Annotated in this window: 18 protein-coding genes; 2 read left to right on the plus strand and 16 right to left on the minus strand. The window is 44.9% G+C overall.

Annotation, left to right across the window (positions count from 1 at the left end):
* Positions 1 to 4: 4 nt before the first annotated feature.
* From HMPREF2685_RS03395 to pbp1b, 16 genes are all read right to left on the minus strand, one after another.
* A complete protein-coding gene (locus tag HMPREF2685_RS03395) occupies positions 5 to 1,315 on the minus strand; it encodes a bifunctional folylpolyglutamate synthase/dihydrofolate synthase (RefSeq protein WP_070465279.1) in 1,311 nt (436 codons plus the stop codon).
* A complete protein-coding gene (gene folP, locus HMPREF2685_RS03400) occupies positions 1,316 to 2,269 on the minus strand; it encodes a dihydropteroate synthase (protein ID WP_070465282.1) in 954 nt (317 codons plus the stop codon). It lies immediately after the preceding gene.
* Positions 2,270 to 2,431: 162 nt separating this feature from the next.
* Positions 2,432 to 2,872: a CPBP family intramembrane glutamic endopeptidase gene (locus tag HMPREF2685_RS10825; RefSeq protein WP_261674178.1), complete on the minus strand. Its 441-nt coding sequence runs from the start codon at positions 2,870 to 2,872 to the stop codon at positions 2,432 to 2,434.
* 363 nt (positions 2,873 to 3,235) lie between these two features.
* Positions 3,236 to 4,429, minus strand: coding sequence for an acetate kinase (locus HMPREF2685_RS03410; RefSeq protein ID WP_023919646.1), 1,194 nt, complete (start codon positions 4,427 to 4,429; stop codon positions 3,236 to 3,238).
* Between the two features lie 51 nt (positions 4,430 to 4,480).
* Positions 4,481 to 5,434, minus strand: coding sequence for a class I SAM-dependent methyltransferase (locus HMPREF2685_RS03415; RefSeq protein WP_070465286.1), 954 nt, complete (start codon positions 5,432 to 5,434; stop codon positions 4,481 to 4,483).
* A gap of 30 nt (positions 5,435 to 5,464) precedes the next feature.
* Entirely contained in the window at positions 5,465 to 5,902 is a 438-nt protein-coding gene (gene comGG / locus HMPREF2685_RS03420; protein ID WP_247920116.1) for a competence type IV pilus minor pilin ComGG, read from the minus strand.
* A complete protein-coding gene (comGF, locus tag HMPREF2685_RS03425; RefSeq protein WP_061455749.1) occupies positions 5,889 to 6,341 on the minus strand; it encodes a competence type IV pilus minor pilin ComGF in 453 nt (150 codons plus the stop codon). The genes comGG and comGF overlap by 14 nt, the downstream gene beginning before the upstream one ends.
* On the minus strand, positions 6,331 to 6,618 hold the full coding sequence (gene comGE / locus HMPREF2685_RS03430) for a competence type IV pilus minor pilin ComGE (RefSeq protein ID WP_070465291.1): 288 nt from the start codon (positions 6,616 to 6,618) through the stop codon (positions 6,331 to 6,333). The genes comGF and comGE overlap by 11 nt, the downstream gene beginning before the upstream one ends.
* The gene (gene comGD / locus HMPREF2685_RS03435) at positions 6,584 to 6,988 is read right to left on the minus strand and encodes a competence type IV pilus minor pilin ComGD (protein WP_003004513.1); all 405 of its coding nucleotides are present in this window, start codon (positions 6,986 to 6,988) and stop codon (positions 6,584 to 6,586) included. The genes comGE and comGD overlap by 35 nt, the downstream gene beginning before the upstream one ends.
* Positions 6,978 to 7,295: a competence type IV pilus major pilin ComGC gene (gene comGC, locus HMPREF2685_RS03440; RefSeq protein WP_070465293.1), complete on the minus strand. Its 318-nt coding sequence runs from the start codon at positions 7,293 to 7,295 to the stop codon at positions 6,978 to 6,980. The genes comGD and comGC overlap by 11 nt, the downstream gene beginning before the upstream one ends.
* Complete coding sequence (comGB, locus tag HMPREF2685_RS03445; RefSeq protein WP_176745544.1) at positions 7,292 to 8,323, minus strand: competence type IV pilus assembly protein ComGB; 1,032 nt, start codon at positions 8,321 to 8,323, stop codon at positions 7,292 to 7,294. The genes comGC and comGB overlap by 4 nt, the downstream gene beginning before the upstream one ends.
* The gene (comGA, locus tag HMPREF2685_RS03450; RefSeq protein WP_070465296.1) at positions 8,256 to 9,197 is read right to left on the minus strand and encodes a competence type IV pilus ATPase ComGA; all 942 of its coding nucleotides are present in this window, start codon (positions 9,195 to 9,197) and stop codon (positions 8,256 to 8,258) included. Before comGA ends, comGB begins: the two co-directional genes overlap by 68 nt.
* Positions 9,198 to 9,284: 87 nt before the next feature.
* Entirely contained in the window at positions 9,285 to 9,674 is a 390-nt protein-coding gene (locus HMPREF2685_RS03455) for a DUF1033 family protein (RefSeq protein ID WP_031572596.1), read from the minus strand.
* Between the two features lie 191 nt (positions 9,675 to 9,865).
* Positions 9,866 to 13,519, minus strand: coding sequence for a DNA-directed RNA polymerase subunit beta' (gene rpoC, locus HMPREF2685_RS03460; protein ID WP_070465298.1), 3,654 nt, complete (start codon positions 13,517 to 13,519; stop codon positions 9,866 to 9,868).
* Positions 13,520 to 13,678: 159 nt separating this feature from the next.
* The gene (rpoB, locus tag HMPREF2685_RS03465) at positions 13,679 to 17,248 is read right to left on the minus strand and encodes a DNA-directed RNA polymerase subunit beta (RefSeq protein ID WP_070465301.1); all 3,570 of its coding nucleotides are present in this window, start codon (positions 17,246 to 17,248) and stop codon (positions 13,679 to 13,681) included.
* 351 nt (positions 17,249 to 17,599) lie between these two features.
* Positions 17,600 to 20,056: a penicillin-binding protein PBP1B gene (gene pbp1b / locus HMPREF2685_RS03470; protein ID WP_070465304.1), complete on the minus strand. Its 2,457-nt coding sequence runs from the start codon at positions 20,054 to 20,056 to the stop codon at positions 17,600 to 17,602.
* A 182-nt stretch (positions 20,057 to 20,238) separates the two neighbouring features.
* Between pbp1b and tyrS the strand changes: the two genes are divergently transcribed.
* The gene (tyrS, locus tag HMPREF2685_RS03475) at positions 20,239 to 21,495 is read left to right on the plus strand and encodes a tyrosine--tRNA ligase (RefSeq protein ID WP_049492116.1); all 1,257 of its coding nucleotides are present in this window, start codon (positions 20,239 to 20,241) and stop codon (positions 21,493 to 21,495) included.
* A gap of 58 nt (positions 21,496 to 21,553) precedes the next feature.
* On the plus strand, positions 21,554 to 22,402 hold the full coding sequence (locus HMPREF2685_RS03480) for a putative RNA methyltransferase (RefSeq protein WP_070465307.1): 849 nt from the start codon (positions 21,554 to 21,556) through the stop codon (positions 22,400 to 22,402).
* Positions 22,403 to 22,450: the final 48 nt, after the last annotated feature.

The following is a 22,450-nucleotide window of genomic DNA, read 5'->3' on the forward strand; positions in this document are numbered from 1 at the left end:
TCTCCTAGTTGGATTTTTCTGTTTTTAATAAATAAGGTCGTACCTGGCTAAGAAAGTAGAGCGATCCCGTTACAATGAGGAGCTCATCGCCTTTTGCTTGCCAGTTTTGTAGAAACTCTTGCCAGTTGACTTCCTCAAGCTGATGGTTTTTCGCAGCAGCTCTTATCTCTTCTTGAGAATAGGCTCTTGGATCTTCAAAGGTCGTTAGGATCAAGCGACTATTTTCCAGTTCCTGCCACTGAATGAGCATCTCTTCTAAAGCTTTGGTCCGGATGCAGGTAAAAAGAATGGTCTTTTTTTGCCTTGGGAACAGTTCCCGAAGACTTGCGATCAAAGGCGCAACGGCATGGGGATTATGGGCCCCATCAAGCAAGATCATGGGATTTTGCGAGACCACTTCCATCCGGCCAGGCCAGACGACTTGATGCAAGGCCTCATCCACTAACTCTCTTGACAAGAGTTCACGCCCTTCTCTTTCAAAAAGTACATCACAGATACTGATCGCAAGAGCTGCATTTCTAGCCTGGTGATGACCTAAGAGCGCTACTTGATAGGAGGCTGTTTCTCTTTTGGAACTGTGATAAGAAAAGGATTGGCCCGATAGACAAGAGGCCTCTAGCTCAACTTGGTAATCTCTGTCATAGGCTGTTATCGGTGCCTGCTTCTGAATCGCAATGCCTTCAATGACTTGGCTGGCTTCTGCTTCTAATTTCCCTAGAACCAGAGGAATTCCTGGCTTAATGATGCCTGCCTTTTCACGGGCGATGGAAGCCAGATCTGGCCCAAGAAGGGCGACATGATCCAAGCCAATCGAAGTGATCGCAGTCAGAACAGGCTGACAGACATTGGTACTGTCTAGTCGTCCCCCCATACCGACTTCCATGATCACATAATCCAGCTCCTCGTGATCAAAATAATCATAGGCGATGGCCGTCATCACTTCAAATTCCGTCAAACCTTGAAAGATAGCCCTTGATTGTTCAGCTTGCAGGAGCTGCTGGTAACTATCCAGGTAGGTTTGCAGGTCTTGATCTGAAATGGCTTCGCCATTAATGGTGATTTGGTCATTGTAATAGATCAGATAAGGAGAGGTAAAGACTCCAACGCGTAAACCTGCCTGCCTCAAGAGTTGGGACAAGGTAGCAATGGTAGATCCTTTGCCATTGGTCCCCGCAACATGAATGACCCGACAGTCTAGGTGAGGATTTCCTCTCAAAGCCAAGAGAGCTTCCATGCGCTCCAAGCCGAAATGTGGATCTTGGGAACGATAGGCTTCTAGCCAACGAAGATCCAACTGATGTTCTTTTGTCTTCATTTACTTGTATTGTTTTAAATTGGTATCTGCTGCCTCTTGGGCTTGGAAAATGGCTTGGCCCAGACTGGCTGCCATCTTGTGAAGAGGAATATCATGCACCCGCACCACTTCGACTCCTTGACTGGCTGCAATACTCGTCAAATGGCTCGAAGCCAGGTCCCGATTCCAAAAACCAGTCTCCGTTGCAGGATCTGTCTCAAATCCAGCTTCCTCAATAATATTGACCACAAAACGTTTGCGGGAGACCCCTAGAAAGATCGGATAGCCCTTTTGGTGAATCGTCTCTAGCTCTTGTAATAAGAGTAAGTTCTCACGCTTGGTCAAACCAAAACCAATCCCAGGATCCAGCATGATACGATCCATCTGGACACCGGCTGCTTTCGCTACCGCAAGCGAGCGATCAAAGAAGGTCCACATCAAGTCTTGAATCGGTTCTTGAGCCATCTGTTGAAGTTCTTGCTCTGAAAAGACTGGCTCAAAACCAAAAGTTGGAAAAATAGTGGAACTTGGATGATGCGGTCTTGCCATCACTGGATTAAACATGAGAACTGCGCCCGCTTCATGCTCCGCGACGACAGCAGCCATCTTAGGATCTCCAAGAAAACCAGTAATATCGTTGACAATATCAGCCCCAGCTTCGAGCGCCGCCGCCGCCACCTGGGACTTCCAGGTATCCACTGAAATCAAGACATCACTTTCTTTCCGAATGGCTTTAATTACTGGAACCACGCGGTCAATCTCTTCTTGGATCTCTACTACATAATGACTACCTGGTCTGGTTGATTCTCCCCCGATATCGAGGATCTGAGCTCCTTCTTGGATCAGTTTTCTCGCCTGCTGCACGGCTGCATCCACACTCGTATACTTACCGCCATCAGAAAATGAATCCGGAGTGACATTTAAGATCCCACAAAGAAGGGTCCCTTGGCCACTCAGCCATTTATTATCAATCATTTTCGTCCTCCTTCGATTCCCTTCCTACAGCATGCTTGCGAACAAAAGAGGCTAGAACAAGTGTTCTAAACCCCTGAGTCTACTCTCCATACGGATTTCTGATTTTATCTGACCTTCTGTAGGATGGTTCTGCATCAAAACTCATTGGTACCTACCATTTTATCATAATTTATCATGGAAGAAAACTCTCGATACCGGCAATAAACAAAGGAGGAATACAGCAGGATAATAATAAGCTAGCGCATTCAAGGTCATATGGAGGCAAATACTGTACTCGATCCGCTGGTAGCGATAAGCCACCCAAGTTAAGATCAAAGACATACCTCCGTAGGCTACCCATTCCCCCAAGGCGCTCGGTCCATGCAAATAAGTAAAAAAGAGAGCACCGGCTAAGTAACCGATCGGTTCTGCTCCTCGAAAGATCAAACGAGGGATGATGGCCCGACAAAGCAGCTCTTCTAGAATCGGAGCGACAAGGATCACGACCATTCCCATAGCAAGAAAAGGAGCATGAGATTGCAGCTCATTCAGAGCCGCTTGGTTTGCTGTTGTACCACCTGCCTCTTGTTTCAACAAGGGATAGGCGAGCAGATTATTAGCCATCAACAAGAGAAGAAAAAGAAAATTTCTCCCCAGAGCCGGCCAGGTTATGACCCGAACATCTAAGTTTTCCAGAGGGCTCTTCTTTATGACTATATAAAAAATAAATAGCACCATCACTGTTACCAAGAGAGTGAGGATAGTGATCCACCTTGCATCCATTCCTTCTTGAAGGGAATAAACCATAGTGATGAGGGGAAATTGTGAAAGAAAGAATAAGGGCACAAAAAGAAGGAGCCAGAGGGCATTCTTACATAATGGGTGCTTTCGAACAAAAGACTGTATTTTTTTCAATGGACAACCTCTTTCTTGCATAAAATAAGAAGGCTGGGGCTTTCGCCTTCAGCCTTCTCTCTTTTTTTCAGTTTACTGATTTTTGAAACGTTCAACGTCACGCGCAATCACCAACTCTTCATCCGTTGGAATCACCAATACCTTCACACGGGAATCATCTGTGGAAATGTCTCCGACAACTCCAAAGACGTTCTTTTCAGGGTCGACCTTGCAGCCAAACCAGCTGATGCCATTGATAATAGAAGAACGAACGTTTACTGCATTTTCACCGATTCCTGCTGTAAAGATGATGGCATCTGCACCATTCAAAACAGCCAAGTATTGACCGATGTATTTTTGCAAACGATCGATAAAGATATCGTAAGCCAATTTGGCTTTTTCGTCTCCATTATGCATCGCTGTATGAATATCCCGCATGTCACTAGAAGATCCAGAAACACCCAGAAGACCTGATTCACGATTGAGGATGCGGCTGATATCTTCAGGCTTATTGAAATCCTCTGTATGTTCCATCAAGTAAGGAATAATCGCTGGATCGAGATCCCCTGTACGGGTTCCCATCATGACTCCACCTAGAGGGGTGAAGCCCATTGAGGTATCGACAGAGATTCCCTTGTCAACCGCTGTAACAGATACACCATTTCCAACGTGGCAGGTGATCAATTTCAATTCTTCTAATGGTTTTCCAAGAAGTTTAGCAGCTTCACCAGCTACATACTGATGACTGGTTCCATGAGCACCGTACTTACGGACCTTATTTTCTGTGTAATATTTAGTTGGAAGAGGGTAACGATAAGCTTTTTCCGGCATGGTTGTATGGAAAGAAGTATCAAATACCACAACACTGGTAATATTTGGACAAATCTCTCTAAAGGCACGAATTCCAGCTGCATTTGCAGGATTATGAAGAGGTGCTAACAAAGACAATTCTTCTACTTTTCGAAGGACTTCGTCATCTACCAAGGCAGAATCCTTGAAGTATTCTCCACCAGCAACGACGCGGTGGCCCACGCCTGTAATCTCATCGTAGGATTTGATAATATCAAAGCGAATCAAATCATCCAACAAAATTTTTACAGCTTGTGTATGATCCTGGATATCTAATACTTGTTTTTCAGAGCGTCCATCAAATTTAACAGTTGAAATAGAATCTTTCAAACCGATCCGTTCAATCAACCCTTTTGCAAGAACAGTTTCCTCTGGCATTTGGTACAATTGCCATTTCAAACTAGAGCTTCCTGCATTAATAGAAATTGTTTTCGACATATATTCACCTCATTAAGCGTTTTCACTTCCTCTATTATATCAGATCTTTGATCAAATTTCACTATCCTTTAACCAGTTTTGGAAACTTTCCATAAAGTGAACCACCTGGTCGTGATCCTGGAGATCGGTAAACGGATAGACAAAGGGCTGAACAGACTCTTCTTCTTGTTTTCGTAGGACGAAAATCGTCTTAGCATAGGCTGGATTTGAAAAGAGAGATTCTGGCAAGGTCAGCATGGCAAGGAGTTGAGCCTTGTCTGTTAGCCAAGCTTTTAAAAGATCACTCTGAGGGCTCGTCAAGAGGTTGTTTGGAGCTAAAAAGATGGCTACTCCTTGAGGTTTCAGGTATTTCAGAGCCTGTTCCATCATGAGGTGATGGGCATAGGTATGGCCTTCGAAGCTCGCTACCTGATAGCGCTGTGCAATGGCATCATCTGGATAGTATCCAATAGGAAGATCACTGACGATCAAGTCACTTTCTTTCAAAACTTGTGGGCGAACCGCATCGCCTTGTGCAAAGACAACGCTAGACTTCATCACATCTGCGATACTAGCAGATAGGTCAATCAAGAGATCATCTACTTCCAATCCTAAGTAATCAATCGTGAGGCGGCTATTGTTGACAATGGTCTCAGCGAGATTTCCGGTTCCACTTCCCACTTCTAAGACATCCAGTTGGTCGCCTTTGGCCAACTGATCAATCAAAAATGTAATGATAAAACCAATCGCATCTGGTGTGAACTGGTGATTCGCTTGTAAAGGCTCTGTCTGAGCAGCTTTCATAAAAAGGAATTGGTAGGCTCTGCGCCATTCTTCCTTACTTAAACCTAGTTCTTTTAATTTTTTGCTATTATTTTTAACAATGTCTAGATCTGTCTTGCCATCCAAATACATGGCATTTTGTTCAATCAAGGCGTCATAAAAGTTGGTCGACAATTCATTTTGAATACTTTGAGTGTTTTCTAATAGATAGGTATAGGCTTGTTCAATTTTTTCGAAATTCATGATTTCCTCCGCACCCTATCATACCAAAAATTAGTCTTTTTCGCTATTTTCTGATGGCTCCTTGGTCTCATTTGGAGTCTCTTCAGAAGGCTTTTCGCTCCCTGCCTTCTCCTTATCTTTCTGCGTCTTCTTCTTTTCTTTTTTAGCTTTCTTGCTTTCTTTTTCTTCCCTCACAGGAAGGACAAACTCATAGCTTTCGCCATCCATCTTAGCCTGAGCATGAAGAAAATCAGTGTCCTGCTGTAGCTGAACAACTCCAGATTTTAAATGAATCTCTGATGTCTTCTCATCACTCTTTCTCTTTTCAAGAGCCATTTGCACCAAAGCATAGGCCCGAAGGCGATCTTGACTCGTCTTTAAGATCCGTCTCTCCGCAACCTGACGGTGCAGGTAAAACTGAAGTAAGAGACTAAAAATCGCTGCCATCAAGAGGGCGTAGAGCAAGACACCAGCCTTAACTTTTTTCATTTTGCATCGCTGGTACCACATGGTAGACATACTCCCTTTCTAGACCTTCTTCGAAATTCAACCGCAGATGAATCAACTCTCCCTCCTGCCAAATTTGGCTAGAGCGAACCCCTGAAATCATAGGCTGATAGCCCCTGCCCTTATCATCTGTTTTTCGGATATCATCTCCTTTAGATTGACCAATGGCAATTGGTTTTTGATCCTGAACCAAGTAGATATGATTGTCCGCTACTTTTTCAAAATGGCTCCGATCCAATTCCACCTGCAATTGTTGCTGAAAAAGTATCCATTCTTCCTGCTTTTGATGCGCCTGGTAGTCCAATTCAGCATGCAGGAGCTTGGTCAAGCCTTGAAAGACCAACACACCCCCACTGAGCACCAAGAGAGCGACCAAGGCTTCGAGCAGGGTAAAGGCCTTGACCTTTCCTTTATTCCACATGCAGCACCACCTTTCCTTGATGATAGACCGTGAGTTGATCGGCATCTTTTTCGACTTGAACCTGAATGCCATTAGCCTCCAGATGATTTTGCCCTGTCTGAAGCGCCATTTGAGCGACAGATAAGACCTCTACCTCATTGAAATCCGCTAGTCGCTCCTTGCGCGAACGCCGGATCTCCCCTAATAATAGGGTCGTAATCATGGCAAATAAACTCAAAGCTACTAGGGATTCTATGAGAATACTAGCGGGAACGGATGCTCTTTTTAATTTTTCCATTTCCAAGCGAAAGCTGATAGGTCACCACTCCTCTCTGTGTCTGAAAGTGAACATTAGCCAGGGATGAATTGCCACCTGCACGGTCTAAACGAATAGTTTTAGGATCTTGCAAAATGACAGAATCAGGAATCTCCACCGTCTGGTAAGGCGTTTGAATCTTCCTTGCAGTCACTTCAACATCCAATTCCGTTTGCCTTGCCAGCGCTATTTTCTGGCTTTCTTGATAGAGGTGTTCAAACTCTGCAAAAAATACTTTTTCTTCCACCTGCTGAAAGCTCGTCTTGATCGATCCCGATAAGCCCAGATAGATAAAACTGACGATCATCAAGGTCAGAAGAGTCTCCACCAAGGTGAAGGCCTTAATCTGCAACCGCACGAGTTTCTCCACTATTTTTCGCATAATAGGCACGGTAGGACTCTGCTTGTTTGTTGGTAATATTTCCATCAGCAATTAGCTTTGATAGAGTAGCTTGGTCATTGGTATGATTGAGCTCGTACAATTCAGCCTGGCTTTCGACCACCTTCACAACCGCTGCATTTCCTGTCTCTTTCACGGAGTCTTTTTGCTTGGTCAAATTCGGCACAAAGAGCAATAAGAGCACACTGATGATCAATAAGACCACCAACATTTCAATCAGTGTAAAAGCCTTAACCTGATAGGTTTTTAATGTTTTCATAAATGGACCTCCATATTTTGATAAATCGGCAGCAACATGGCTGCATAGAGTAAGACAATCACAAGAGCCACAAAGACAAACACCAAGGGTTGTATCACATTCATGGCCTTGTGAACCCGACGAAAGAAATCTTCCCATGTTTTTTCAGCGTAGATCTCTAGCTCACTTCCGAGCTTTGATTTGACTTCACCGTATTCAATCATAAGGGACAATTCTTTTTTGAAAAAAGAATACCCCCTGACCGTCTCTGAAAAGGACTGGCCACGATCTAAAGAAAGAGCTAAGTCCCTTCCAATTTCCTGAAAAAGCTGGGATTTTTGCCCCTGCATCATGGAAAAAATCTGAGACAATTCCAATCCTTGTCCAATCAGATTACCCCATTCTCTGGCATAATAGGCTGTCAAATAAGCTTGAATCATGCCTTTCCCGAAAGGCAGATGAGACAAGGTTCTAAAAACCTTGATCTTGCCTGACTTTCGATAATAGAGAAAGCTGAGTAAGAAGAAGATCACCAGTCCCGCTCCTAAGGCCAAAAAGAGTTGGGGGAAGGAACTGATCAATTGCGTCCCAATATTTTGAGCATCCATTTGAGGAAGCAAGTAATTGCGCAAGCCTAGCATAATCAGAACTAAAAATCCAAGCAAGATGAGAGGATAGGTGCTCACCTCAATCAGCTTTTTCTTGACCTTGCGCATGTTTTCTAGGTAAGCACTGATTTTCTCCAAGCTCAATGCAAGATTGCCATGGAGTTCAGCGAGAGACAGCTGTGTCGTGACCGCATCTGAAAAACCGATCCCCGCCATCATCTCTGAAAAACTCCGCCCCCTCGAGAGGTCCTCTCGCATCTGGGAAACCAAACGACTCTCCACTAGGTGAGAGCGATCCAGAAAATCGACAATCTCAGACAGATGAAAACCACTCGAATAAAGATTCAAAAACAATTCGATGATTTGCTTTTGTTTAGCGGTAGATAATTTTTTCGGCTTGCGCCTGAGCCAGCTGGATATATCCCGATTGAGCCAAGAGATCCATTTGTTGGTTCCAGCGGCTGGCTGAGTGCTCTTGGTAGTTTTCCGTCGCAAAATCGACCACACCTCCTCCTGCAATTAATCGTTGGTAGCAAATACCTTGTAAAACAATCTTGAGCTCTTCCTCACTCACTCCAAGTTCTAAGAGCCTCTCATAAACACCTCGAACGCTCTTGGCATGGATCGTAGAGAAGACGGTGACTCCTGTCAAACTAGCTCGTACGACCGCACGAGCTGTTTCCCTATCTCGGATTTCTCCAATAATGAGAAGGTCCGGCCGATGGCGTAAGGAGAGTTTGATCAGGTTGTCATAGGTCATGCCGATCTGGTCATTCAGCTGAAGTTGAAGCATATTGTCCTGCTTGATCTCGACAGGGTCTTCAATAGACATGACTTGCTGGTCCGCAAAGCGCTCTTGCGCCAACGCATGCATGAGAGTGGTCTTTCCCGAACCAACAGGACCTGCAAAGAGATAGAGGCCACGACCAGCCAATTTCTTCTTCAAGTCTGGCAACTGATCAAACCAAAACCGTAATTCTCGCTCCTCATCATGCAAGAGCCGAATAACCAAGCTTTCATAGCCACGATAATCCCCCACCGTTGACAAGCGAATCGAAACCACTCCATTCTCCAAAGGGTAATCACACGATCCTAGCTGGCTGCGCCTTTTTTCTCCCACATTCATCCCTGCCACGAACTTAAAGTGGCTAATCATAGCCGTCATCTCCTCAAAAGGGAAGGACTGCACAAAGCGCCTCTCGTCTCCCACCCTCATAAAAACCTGGTACTCCTCCTTCCGAGGAATGAAGTAAAGATCCTGAGCTTCTTCCTTTTTTCCCATGCGGATCAATTTTTTTGCAATTTCTTGAACCATAGTTCCTCCTCTCACTTATACTATTCGAAAAAGAAGACAAAAAAAGAAGACTTTCTAGATCGCTCTAAAAAATCTTCCGCATTTCTCTTATGACAGGGTCGTCCCCTTTTTTGAATCGAGTGTATATTGACAAGAACGGTGTTTGCGACTGCCTCTTTCCTTTTCGTAGCCTGGGCGGAGCTTGCTTTTAGGGATCTTATGCTCGTCTTCTAGGAGGACAATCGAATGGAAAAACTGCACATCTTCACTGCAGTCCTCACACCACTCTTGCTCCTTGGTATCCCAAAAGATCGTCATGAGGTCACTCCGACTCTTATAACTTGGAAAGTGCTCATTTAACTCCAACCACTTCTGCTTGTAGTATTTCAAAGCCTGGTAATAGTCTTCAAACTTCCGACTACTCACGATATCTTCTTCCCAACCTTCTAAAAACCACCAGGGTTCACAGTCCCCGTACATTTCAATCACTCGATACATAAACTCTTCCATCCTTTGTATCCTCTATTATATAGAAAATCCTTTGAGAATAAAAGTTATCTGCTCAGAGCATGATTTTTCAGGTAGTTTTCAGGCTATTTTCACCATTATTTTTCAAAAATAGACTGCCTAATTGCTATTGGTTCCTTTTTTCAAAAAAAAGCCGGAACTTGTAGTTCCGACTAATTTTCTTATTCTTCTACGACTTCAGCTGTTTGAACTTCATCAACTGTTCCATCTGTTAATGGCACTTCTTCGATAATTTCAACTTCATTAATCGCTTGTGGTTCCAAGTTACGGTAACGAGCCATACCTGTACCTGCAGGAATAATCTTACCAATGATAACATTTTCCTTAAGTCCAAGGAGATGGTCTTTCTTACCACGGATCGCTGCGTCAGTAAGAACACGAGTGGTTTCTTGGAAGGAAGCAGCTGACAAGAAACTGTTGGTTTCAAGAGAGGCTTTGGTGATTCCCATAAGGACTGGACGAGCAGTCGCAGGAACTCCACCAGAGATAAGGACATCCTTATTAGCATCTGTAAAGTCTGTAATGTCCATAAGCGTACCCATGAGAAGGTCTGTATCTCCTGGATCCATGACACGTACTTTACGGATCATTTGACGAACCATTACCTCGATGTGTTTATCGCCGATTTCTACCCCTTGGCTACGGTATACTTTTTGTACTTCCGCAAGAAGGTAAGTTTCAACCGACAAGACATCACGAACGGCAAGGAGACGTTTTGGTTGGATAGACCCTTCTGTCAGAGCCGCACCACGAGAGACTTGATCTCCTACTTCGACTTTCATGCGGGCAGTGTAAGGGACAACGTATTCACCTTCACCAGTTGCTCCGCTAACAAAGACTTTCTTGGTCCGTGTAGAAGCATCTTCTTCGATGGCTGTGACTTCCCCTTTGACCTCAGTGATGACCGCTTCCCCTTTTGGATTGCGGGCTTCAAAGATTTCTTGGACACGAGGAAGACCTTGCGTGATATCGGCATTTGAGGCAACCCCACCCGTGTGGAAGGTACGCATGGTCAACTGTGTACCAGGTTCCCCGATAGATTGGGCAGCGATGGTTCCGACTGCTTCACCCACTTCAACCGCATCACCAGTCGCCAAGTTGATACCATAACAGTGACGGCAGACACCATGGCGGGTGTTACATGTAAAGACAGAGCGGATAGTGACTTCTTCCACACCAGCTTTGACAATTTCACGTGCTAGGTCTTCTGAGATCAAGGTATCTGGCCCAACAATGACTTCACCTGTTTCAGGGTGTTTAACAGATTTCTTGGTATAACGACCTGTCAAGCGTTCTTCGAGTGGCTCGATCATTTCCTTGCCATCAGTAATGGCACGGATTACAAGTCCACGGTCTGTTCCACAGTCATCTTCACGAATAATGACGTCTTGGGCCACGTCAACCAAACGACGAGTCAAGTAACCAGAGTCGGCTGTCTTAAGGGCCGTATCGGTCATCCCTTTACGGGCACCGTGAGTTGAGAAGAACATTTCGAGTACTGACAAACCTTCGCGGAAGTTTGACAGGATTGGCAATTCCATGATCCGTCCGTTTGGAGCGGCCATCAAACCACGCATACCGGCAAGCTGCGAGAAGTTTGAGATGTTACCACGGGCTCCAGAGTCCATCATCATAACGATTGGGTTCTTCGGATCTTGGTTATCCACCAAGCGTTTTTCCAATTTCTCACGAGCCGCACGCCATTCAGCTGTAACGGCATTGTAGCGTTCGTCATCCGTGATCAAACCACGACGGAATTGTTTGGTGATTTGTTCCACACGTTTGTGAGATTCTTCAATGATTTCTGCCTTGTCTTCAACGACCGGGATATCGGCAATCCCCACTGTCAAACCAGCAAGGGTTGAGTGATGGTAACCCAGGTCTTTCAAGCGGTCCAAGAAAGCAGACGTTTCAGTTGTACGGAAGCGTTTGAAGATTTCTGCGATGATATTTCCAAGATTTTTCTTCTTGAATGGAACGTTTAATTCCAATTTTTCAATCGCTGCTTTGACATCTTGACCAGGCTCCAAGAAGTACTTAGCTGGAACGCCTTCTGTCAAGTTGGCATTATTTGGCTCTTGAAGGTATGGAAGTTCTGCAGGCATGATATCGTTAAAGAGAATCTTACCAACAGTTGTCAAGAGAATCTTGTGTTGTTGCGCTTCTGTCCATGGTTTGTTCAAGCTATCTGTCGCAATTCCGACACGGGTATGCAAGTGAACATAGCCATTGCGAAGGGCCATGACCGCTTCATCACGGTCTTTAAAGACCATGCCTTCGCCTTCACGACCAGCTTCTTCCATAGTGAGGTAGTAGTTCCCCAATACCATATCCTGAGATGGGGTAACAACTGGTTTACCGTCTTTAGGGTTCAAGATGTGCTCAGCAGCCAACATCAAGATACGAGCTTCTGCTTGGGCTTCTTCTGAAAGCGGTACGTGGATGGCCATTTGGTCCCCGTCAAAGTCGGCATTGTAGGCTTCACAGACAAGTGGGTGCAAGCGAAGAGCTTTCCCGTCAATCAATACAGGTTCAAAAGCTTGGATCCCCAAACGGTGAAGGGTCGGTGCGCGGTTCAAGAGAACTGGGTGTTCTTTGATCACTTCTTCTAGGATATCCCAGATGCGTTCATCTCCACGTTCGACCAAGCGTTTTGCAGCTTTGACGTTTTGCACGATATCACGCGCAACGATTTCACGCATCACAAATGGTTTGAAGAGCTCGATCGCCATTTCACGTGGTACACCACATTGGTACATCTTAAGAGTTGGACCAACGGCGATAACAGAACGTCCTGAGAAGTCGACACGTTTACCGAGCAAGTTTTGACGGAAACGTCCTTGTTTACCTTTGAGCATGTGGCTCAATGATTTGAGTGGACGGCTACCTGGTCCTGTAATCGGACGACCACGACGACCATTGTCAATCAATGCATCAACGGCTTCTTGGAGCATCCGTTTTTCGTTTTGCACGATGATACCAGGGGCATTCAACTCGAGCAAACGTGCCAAACGGTTGTTCCGGTTGATCACACGACGGTAAAGGTCGTTCAAGTCAGAGGCAGCAAAACGGCCACCATCCAATTGGACCATCGGACGAAGATCTGGTGGAATAACCGGAAGGATGTTGAGAACCATCCACTCTGGCTTGTTACCAGATTTGTAGAAGGCATCCAAGACATCCAAACGACGCACAGCCTTCACACGTTTTTGACCAGTTGCAGTCTTCAATTCTTCTTTCAAGAGAGCAATTTCAGCTTCCAGATCCACTTGTTTCAAGAGGTCTTGGATCGCTTCTGCACCCATCTTAGCTACAAAAGAACCTGGTCCGTATTCACGCAATCGTTCACGGTATTCACGTTCTGTCATGATGGATTTGTGCTCAAGTGGTGTATCTTTTGGATCGATGACCACGTAAGCTGCGAAGTAAATAACTTCTTCAAGGGCACGAGGGCTCATATCCAAAGTCAATCCCATACGAGAAGGGATGCCTTTGAAGTACCAGATGTGTGATACAGGCGCTTTCAACTCGATGTGTCCCATACGTTCACGACGAACCTTGGCACGTGTTACTTCAACCCCACAGCGGTCACAAACGATCCCTTTGTAACGGATCCGTTTGTATTTCCCACACGCACATTCCCAGTCTTTTGTAGGTCCAAAGATGACTTCATCAAAGAGACCTTCACGTTCTGGTTTCAATGTACGGTAGTTGATTGTTTCAGGTTTCTTGACCTCTCCATAAGACCATGAACGGACCTTGCTTGGAGAAGCTAGGGTGATTTGCATACTTTTAAAACGATTTACATCAACCACTATTTCTTACCTTTCCTTGTTTTCATACTTGTTTCATTTGGATACAGCTTAGGTGGGGAAAGAAAGAAAACTTTCTTGCCACCTCCTTGTGTCTGTATCTTGTTATCGAATCATCCTGTCAGAAGCATTGGTTTCTTACAAGACAATCATTTTTACTGATTATTTTTCTGATTCTTCAGCATCAAAGGCTGCTTTTGCTTCCTTAGCTGCTTTTTCACGTGCTTTTTCAAGGTCATCCACATGAATCACATCATCGTCTTCCCCTTCATCGAGGTCACGAAGTTCCACTTCTTGATCATCTTCGTCCAAGACACGCATGTCAAGACCAAGAGATTGCAATTCTTTGACAAGAACGCGGAAGGATTCTGGTACACCTGGTTTTGGAATTGGTTTACCTTTGGTAATTGCTTCATAAGCTTTCAAACGTCCGTTGACATCATCTGACTTGTAGGTCAAGATTTCTTGAAGGACATTTGATGCACCATAAGCCTCAAGGGCCCACACTTCCATTTCCCCGAAACGTTGTCCACCAAATTGAGCTTTCCCTCCGAGTGGTTGTTGGGTAACCATTGAGTAAGGTCCGACTGAACGGGCATGGAGTTTATCATCAACCATGTGGTGGAGCTTGATCATGTACATGACACCGACAGAGACACGGTTGTCAAATGGCTCACCTGTACGTCCATCGTAAAGGATTGTCTTAGCATCGCTATCCATACCAGCTTCTTTTACAGTATCCCAGAGGTCTTCTGAGCTTGCTCCGTCAAAGACTGGTGTTGCGATGTGGATACCCAAGTTACGAGCGGCCATACCAAGGTGAAGTTCCATAACCTGACCGATATTCATACGTGATGGCACCCCAAGAGGGTTCAACATGATATCAACTGGTGTACCGTCTGGAAGGTAAGGCATGTCTTCAACTGGAACAATACGAGACACAACCCCTTTGTTTCCGTGACGACCGGCCATCTTATCTCCGACGCGGATCTTGCGTTTTTGTGCGATGTAAACACGAACCAACATGTTGACACCCGATTGCAATTCATCTCCGTTTGCACGTGTAAAGATCTTAACATCGCGAACGACTCCATCTCCACCGTGAGGCACACGAAGAGAAGTATCACGCACTTCACGAGATTTATCTCCAAAGATCGCGTGAAGGAGACGTTCTTCAGCAGAAAGGTCTTTTTCACCCTTCGGTGTTACCTTACCGACAAGGATATCGCCTTCTTTTACTTCCGCACCAATACGGATAATACCTGTTTCATCCAAGTCACGAAGAGCATCTTCCCCAACGTTTGGAATTTCACGGGTAATTTCTTCAGGGCCTAACTTGGTATCGCGTGTTTCTGATTCGAATTCTTCCAAGTGAACAGATGTGTAAACATCTTCTTTCACCAAGCGTTCGCTCATGATAACGGCATCCTCGAAGTTATACCCTTCCCATGTCATATAAGCGACGATTGGGTTTTGACCAAGGGCCATTTCCCCTTTTTCCATCGATGGACCGTCAGCGATAAAGTCGCCTTTTTCAACGACATCGCCAACTTTTACAAGGGTACGTTGGTTGTAAGCCGTACCTGAGTTTGAACGACGGAATTTTTGGATATGATAAACATCAAGAGATCCATCTTCCCGACGAACTTCTACCTTGTCTGCATCTGCATAAGTAACTTTACCATCGTGTTGAGCAATGACTGCAGCTCCTGAATCATGGGCAGCTTGGTATTCCATACCAGTACCCACATAAGGGGCTTTTGGATCAATCAATGGCACAGCCTGACGTTGCATGTTGGCACCCATGAGGGCACGGTTGGAGTCATCGTTTTCCAAGAAAGGAATACATGCTGTCGCAACAGCAACTACTTGTTTTGGAGATACGTCCATGTAGTCGACTTGATCAGATGGGAATTCTTGGTTGTTACCACGGTGACGTCCCATAACGATTGGCTCAGCAAAGCCACCTTTTTCGTTCAACTTAGAGTTGGCCTGAGCAACGATGTACTCATCTTCTTCATCGGCTGTCAACCAAACGATTTCGTTGGTCACCACACCTTTTTCACGGTCCACTTTACGGTATGGCGTTTGGATGAAGCCATATTTGTTCAAGTGTCCGTAAGATGACAAGTTGTTGATCAAACCGATGTTTGGTCCTTCAGGTGTTTCGATTGGACACATACGACCATAGTGGGTATAGTGTACGTCACGCACTTCATATCCGGCACGGTCACGTGTCAAACCACCAGGCCCTAAGGCAGACAAACGACGTTTGTGAGACAACTCAGAAAGTGGGTTGTGTTGGTCCATGAACTGTGACAATTGTGAAGAACCAAAGAATTCTTTAATCGCTGCAGTTACTGGACGAATGTTGATGATTTGTTGAGGTGTCAAAACATCGTTATCTTGTACAGACATGCGTTCGCGAACGTTTCGTTCCATCCGTGAAAGTCCAAGACGCACTTGGTTGGCAAGCAATTCACCAACGGCACGAATCCGACGGTTTCCAAGGTGGTCGATATCATCCACGCGACCAATACCTTCTGCCAGGTTCAAGAAATAGCTCATTTCTGCCAAGATATCTGCTGGAGTTACAATCCGTACTTTGTCAGATGGGTTGGCATTTCCGATGATGGTGACAACGCGGTCTGGATCTGTTGGAGCGACAACTTTGAATTTTTGCAATTCTACTGGTTCTGTCAAAACAGCAGCATCATTTGGAATGTAGGTGATTTTGTTCAAACCGTTATCCAATTGTTCTGAGATGCTGTCGATGACATCGCGCGTCATGACAGTACCAGCTTCTACAAGGATTTCTCCTGTTTCAGCATCCACCAATGGTTCTGCGATTGTTTGATTCAACAAGCGGTTCTTGATATTGAGTTTCTTGTTGATCTTGTAGCGACCAACTGGTGCCAAGTCATAACGACGTGGATCAAAGAAACGGGCTACCAACAAGCTACGTGAGCTTTCCGCTGTTTTTGGTTCACCTGGACGAAGACGCTCGTAGATTTCTTTGAGGGCTTCATCTGTCCGTGAATCCATTGGATTTTTGTGGATATCTTTTTCGATGGTATTGAGAACCAATTCGCTGTCCCCAAAGATATCGATGATTTCATCATCTCCTGAGAATCCAAGAGCACGCACAAGCGTTGTAAATGGAATTTTACGTGTGCGGTCGATGCGCGTGTAGGCGATGTCTTTTGAGTCGGTTTCAAGCTCTAACCAAGCTCCACGGTTAGGGATAACAGTAGATCCATAACCAATCTTACCATTCTTGTCCACCTTATCATTGAAGTAGACACCTGGTGAGCGGACCAACTGAGATACGATAATCCGTTCTCCACCATTGATGATGAAAGTTCCCATTTCAGTCATGATTGGGAAATCACCAAAGAAAACTTCTTGGGTCTTGATTTCACCTGTTTCTTTGTTGACCAAACGGAAGGTCACAAAGATTGGTGCTGAGTAGCTGGCATCGTGGATGCGCGCTTCTTCAAGCGAATACTTAGGTTCGCGGATTTCATAACCCACAAATTCCAATTCCATTGTATCCGTGAAGTTTGAGATGGGAAGCACATCTTCAAATACTTCCTTCAAGCCATGATCCAAGAAATCTTTGAATGAGTCTGTCTGGATTTCAATCAAGTTTGGTAAATCAAGAACCTCTTTGATTCTTGAAAAACTACGACGGGTCCGATGTTTCCCGTATTGAACGTCATGTCCTGCCAAAGTTTTTAACTCCTTTTTCCATACTAGGATAGCTTGGTAAAATGACTTTCACCACCTATCCGGTTTTAACTACAATTGTGTGATTTGCATCACGTGAAGAGCTGTCTCTTCACCTCATTCGTCGCTTTTTGTAATTTTTAGAAAAATTAAATTTGTGTAACAAACTAGGATTTTTCTGAAAATTAGGCACAAAAAGAGCAGCTAAATCGACTTATTCAAGTAAGATTTAACTGCTGTAAGCTCTTATTTGGACAATATTTCAAATAAAGCACACGACAAATTAGTTATCACTATTATACCGTTTTTTGCTCCAAAAATCAAGGCTTTCTCTAGGTTTTCTACTGGATCAGACTAGCGTCGATTGCCACGATTTGAGCTGTTTCGATTTGAACTATTGCTTGATGAACTATTGGTTGTCGAATTGTTCTTATTATTCGACTGATTTCCACTGCTATTGCCGAGAATTGCTGCCCAAGCACTTTGATAATCGCTATCCGATCCCCCGATGGCAAAGTGGTATTGAGTGGTTGGCGCTCCGTTTTTGGCCCAAAGGCTCGTCACCGTTTGACCGCTCACATCGATATCTCGGCCATTGACATTGACGCGGCCTGGTCTTTCACCAGTCGATTTGAGCACTTCAGAACGGATCACACTCTTATCGAGAGTGAATTTATCCTGAATTCCAAAGAGACTTGGATCTGCTTGGTAGATTGCATTCGCCAACTGCGCCATGTATTGGGCATTGTTGTTGTATCCGGTCAAGGTCTGCATGGAAGCATTGTTGTCATGACCGATCCAGCCACCTAAAGAAACATTTGGGGTGGACAGCATGAGCCACATATCCCCATTTGAGTTAGTGGTACCGGTTTTTCCAATCCAGTCAGCACCTGCCAGTGTTGGGTTGATTTGGCTAATCCGTGACTTAAAGGTCGTTGTAGCACCAGACGTAATAACCCCGCGCAAGAGATCCTGCATAATCGTTGCCGTTGCTGGAGAGTAAACACGAACAGGATCTGCCTCGTGCTTGTATACTACATCCCCATCTCGATCAATGATTTGCTCTACCATGTAGCGTTTGAGGTAGTTCCCATTGTTAGCAATGGTTTGGAAACCATTGGTATGTTGGGCAACAGTGACCTCAATTCCTCCCCCCATCGGCAGACTCTCAATGCCATATTCAGGGATATCATAGCCCATTTTCTTCATGTAGGATGGGACATCCACACCTTTTTCACGAAGAGTCCGGTAAGTCCAGTAAGCTGGAATATTCCATGAGGTATTGAGGGCCTCACGGAGATCCATCATGGCTGTCCCTCGGCTATCCACGTGCATGATCGGCTCCCCACTTGAGAAATTAGTCGGGTAGTTAGAAAGGATGCTATTGCTTCCCATCAAGCCTTGGTCGATGGCAATCCCATAGGCCAACAGCGGCTTGATTGTAGACCCTGGGGAACGCTCTGTATCAAAGGCATGGTTGTTTTGGTTGCCGTCAAAATTCCGTCCACCGATAAATCCTAAAACGGCACCCGTTCGGTTGTCCATGAGGACATTCCCAACTTCTACAAGACCCGTCCCATCATCCAAGACGCTTCCAAAATTCGCTACTGCGGCCTGCATCGCATTGTGAACCGGTTTGTTAATCGTGGTTTGAATGGTGTAGCCACCTTCGCGCAACTCGCTCTCCGCTAATTCTTGGTAAGCCTTGACGGTTTCATTATTTTTCAAGTCTTGCTTGGTGACATTGTCTCGCTTGATCAAGTAATCATACATGGCCTCTTTTGCTTCTTCCATGGCTTGGAAGTAGAGGTAGTCATGCGGTGTCTTCTCGATGCCATCTGGAGCCATGAAGTCTTTGGTCAAGTCGTACTGAGCATAGGTCTCGTAGTCTTTTTTCGACAAGGCTCCCGTCCGGTACATATTGAACAAAACGTCTTTGGCACGCGCCAGACCTAACTCGAGGTTTTCTTTGCTCTTTAGGCTACCGTCTGCAGCATAGGGGGAGTAGACAATCGGACTCTGTGGCAAGCCAGCGATAAAGGCCGCTTGTGGAACGGACAAGTCTTTGGCAGAGACCCCAAAGATCCCTTGAGCTGCAGCTTCCACACCCGCAATATTTTGTCCCCGATTGTTTCGTCCAAAAGGCGAAACATTTAAGTAGGTGGTTAGGATTTCATTTTTATCCATTCCCCGCTCTAAAGCCAAGGCATCGACAATCTCTGTCGCCTTACGAGTAAAGGTTGGAGCGTCTCCGACGACTTGCTGTTTGATCAACTGCTGGGTCAGAGTTGATCCCCCACTAGAGGAGCCCACACCGGCTACAGATCCAAGTGTTGCCCGAAGAACGGCTTTAGGCACAACCCCCTTGTGGCTTTCAAAATTCTCATCCTCAGTAGCAATCACAGCCTTCTTGACATTGTCTGAAATGGCATCTCCTGCTACTGGCGTGCGGATCAAATCACTGTCCACTTCTGCAATCAAGCTCTTATCGGAATAAGTCAGTTTTGAAACACTGCTGACATTGCGGACCTGCTGGACCAGTTCTTCTGTCTTTGGAACCTTGACATTGCTAAAGAGGCTCGCCGCATAACCAATCCCGATCCCTGCACCAAATAAAAAGAGGCACACGAACAGGGCGATCATGACATCCCACAAGAGTTTGAGAGTTCGCAAAAAGGTCGCAAAAATATCGCCGACAGACCAGCTACTTTCCTCATTTTTTTCCTTATTCGGAGTTTCTGTATACATATTTGCAAAGAATTTTTGGACTTTCTTCCAAAACTCTTGCAGCTTCTCTTTTAATTGATTCACTGATTCTTTCTCCTTGTTCCCTATATTATAGCAGATTAGGCCCTTTGTTTTCAATCACAAGAGCGTAGAAATCGTCACTCATTCTGCTTGGGTAAGGACAAGAAAATGATGGAAACCATTGCCATTTCCGTGGTTTATGGTAGAATAGAGAAATGAATAAACTTATAAAGGAGAAAAGACACATGCACATTTTTGATGAGCTAAAAGAGCGTGGTTTGGTATTTCAAACGACGGATGAAGAAGCCTTACGCAAAGCACTGGAAGAAGGTCAGGTTTCTTATTATACTGGTTATGATCCAACTGCTGACAGCCTTCACCTTGGTCACTTGGTTGCCATCTTGACGAGCCGTCGCCTTCAACTAGCAGGCCACAAACCTTATGCGCTCGTTGGCGGTGCGACTGGTCTCATTGGAGATCCGTCCTTCAAAGATGCTGAACGTAGTCTCCAAACAAAAGAAACTGTACAAGAATGGGTTCGCTCCATTCAAGGGCAATTGTCTCGTTTCCTCGATTTTGAAAATGGGGACAATAAAGCCGAAATGGTCAACAACTACGATTGGTTCGGAAGCATTAGCTTTATTGACTTCCTTCGTGATGTCGGAAAATACTTTACAGTCAATGCTATGTTGAGTAAAGAATCTGTTAAAAAACGGATTGAGACAGGGATTTCTTACACAGAGTTTGCCTACCAAATCATGCAAGGCTATGACTTCTACGTCCTCAACCAAGAACACAATGTAACTCTTCAAATCGGTGGATCTGACCAATGGGGGAACATGACAGCTGGTACTGAGTTGATGCGTCGGAAAGCAGATAAAACTGGTCATGTTATGACTGTACCTTTGATCACAGATGCAACTGGTAAGAAATTCGGTAAATCAGAAGGCAATGCGGTCTGGCTCAATGCAGACAAAACATCTCCATACGAAATGTACCAATTCTGGATGAATGTGATGGATGCGGATGTTGTGCGCTTCTTGAAGATCTTCACTTTCTTGTCACTTGATGAGATTGAAGAGATCCGTAAACAGTTTGAGGCTGCTCCTCATGAACGCTTGGCTCAAAAGATCTTAGCGCGTGAAGTGGTTACCCTTGTCCACGGCGAAGAAGCCTACAAGGAAGCCCTCAACATCACAGAACAACTCTTTGCAGGAAACATCAAAAACCTTTCTGTTAAAGAACTCAAACAAGGCCTTCGTGGTGTGCCAAACTACCAGGTCCAAGCAGAAGACAACCTCAACATTGTTGAACTCTTGGTCACAGCTGGTGTGGTCAATTCTAAACGCCAAGCCCGCGAAGATATTCAAAACGGAGCTATCTACGTCAACGGCGAACGTATCCAAGACCTTGACTATGTCTTGAGCGATAGCGATAAATTAGAAAATGAATTGACCGTTATCCGTCGCGGTAAGAAAAAATACTTTGTTTTGACTTATTAAGAAAGTAAAACCTCTGAAACTATGACTTTCGGAGGTTTTTTGGTACACTAGAACTATCATGACAATCAAACCAAAATTACAACGATTTCAAACAGCGACTGCTTTTGCCTGTCCCATCTGTCAACTGGGCCTAGAACTTGTGGGGACCAGTTTTAAATGTCCCAAGGGCCATTCTTTTGATTTAGCAAAATTTGGCTATGTCAACCTGGCTCCTCAGATCAAACAATCGAAGGACTATGACAAAGAAAATTTCCAGAATCGCCAGCTGATCTTAGAAGCAGGTTTTTATGAGCCGATTCTAACAGCGATCGGACAAAAAATTCCGACCAGTGATGCTAGAATTCTAGATATCGGTTGCGGAGAAGGCTATTACTCCCGAAAACTACAAGAAGCCTATCCCAAGGCTACTTTCTATGCCTTTGATCTTTCCAAGGAATCTGTGCAACTAGCTGCCAAGAGTGACGCTAGCTGGAAGGTCAATTGGTTTGTAGGAGACTTGGCTCATTTACCCATTCAATCCAAGAGTATAGAGGTCATTTTGGACATCTTCTCCCCGGCTAATTACGCTGAATTTGAGCGTGTTTTAAAGGCTGAAGGGGTCATCATTAAGGTCGTTCCAACCTCTTCTCATCTGAAAGAAATTCGTCAGTTGGCCCAAGATCAATTGACCAAGCAATCCTACTCCAACCAGGAAATTTTGGTGCACTTTGAAGACCACTGCCAAATCCTCTCATCCGAAACGGTCAGCCTCACCAAGAGTTTAACTCCTGAAGAACGCCAGGCGCTCCTCGCCATGACCCCTCTTCTATTTCACGTAGACCAAGAAAAAATCGACTGGACCCAACTCACAGAAATCACCATTGAGGCCCAAATATTGGTTGGGAAAATCAAGATACAAAGAACGTAAAATGAAAAGTAAAAAGGCTGAGACAAATCGTCTCAGCCTTTTACTCAT

Source organism: Streptococcus sp. HMSC074F05, assembly GCF_001808725.1.
In the GTDB taxonomy this organism is placed as follows: Bacteria; Bacillota; Bacilli; order Lactobacillales; family Streptococcaceae; genus Streptococcus; species Streptococcus parasanguinis_I.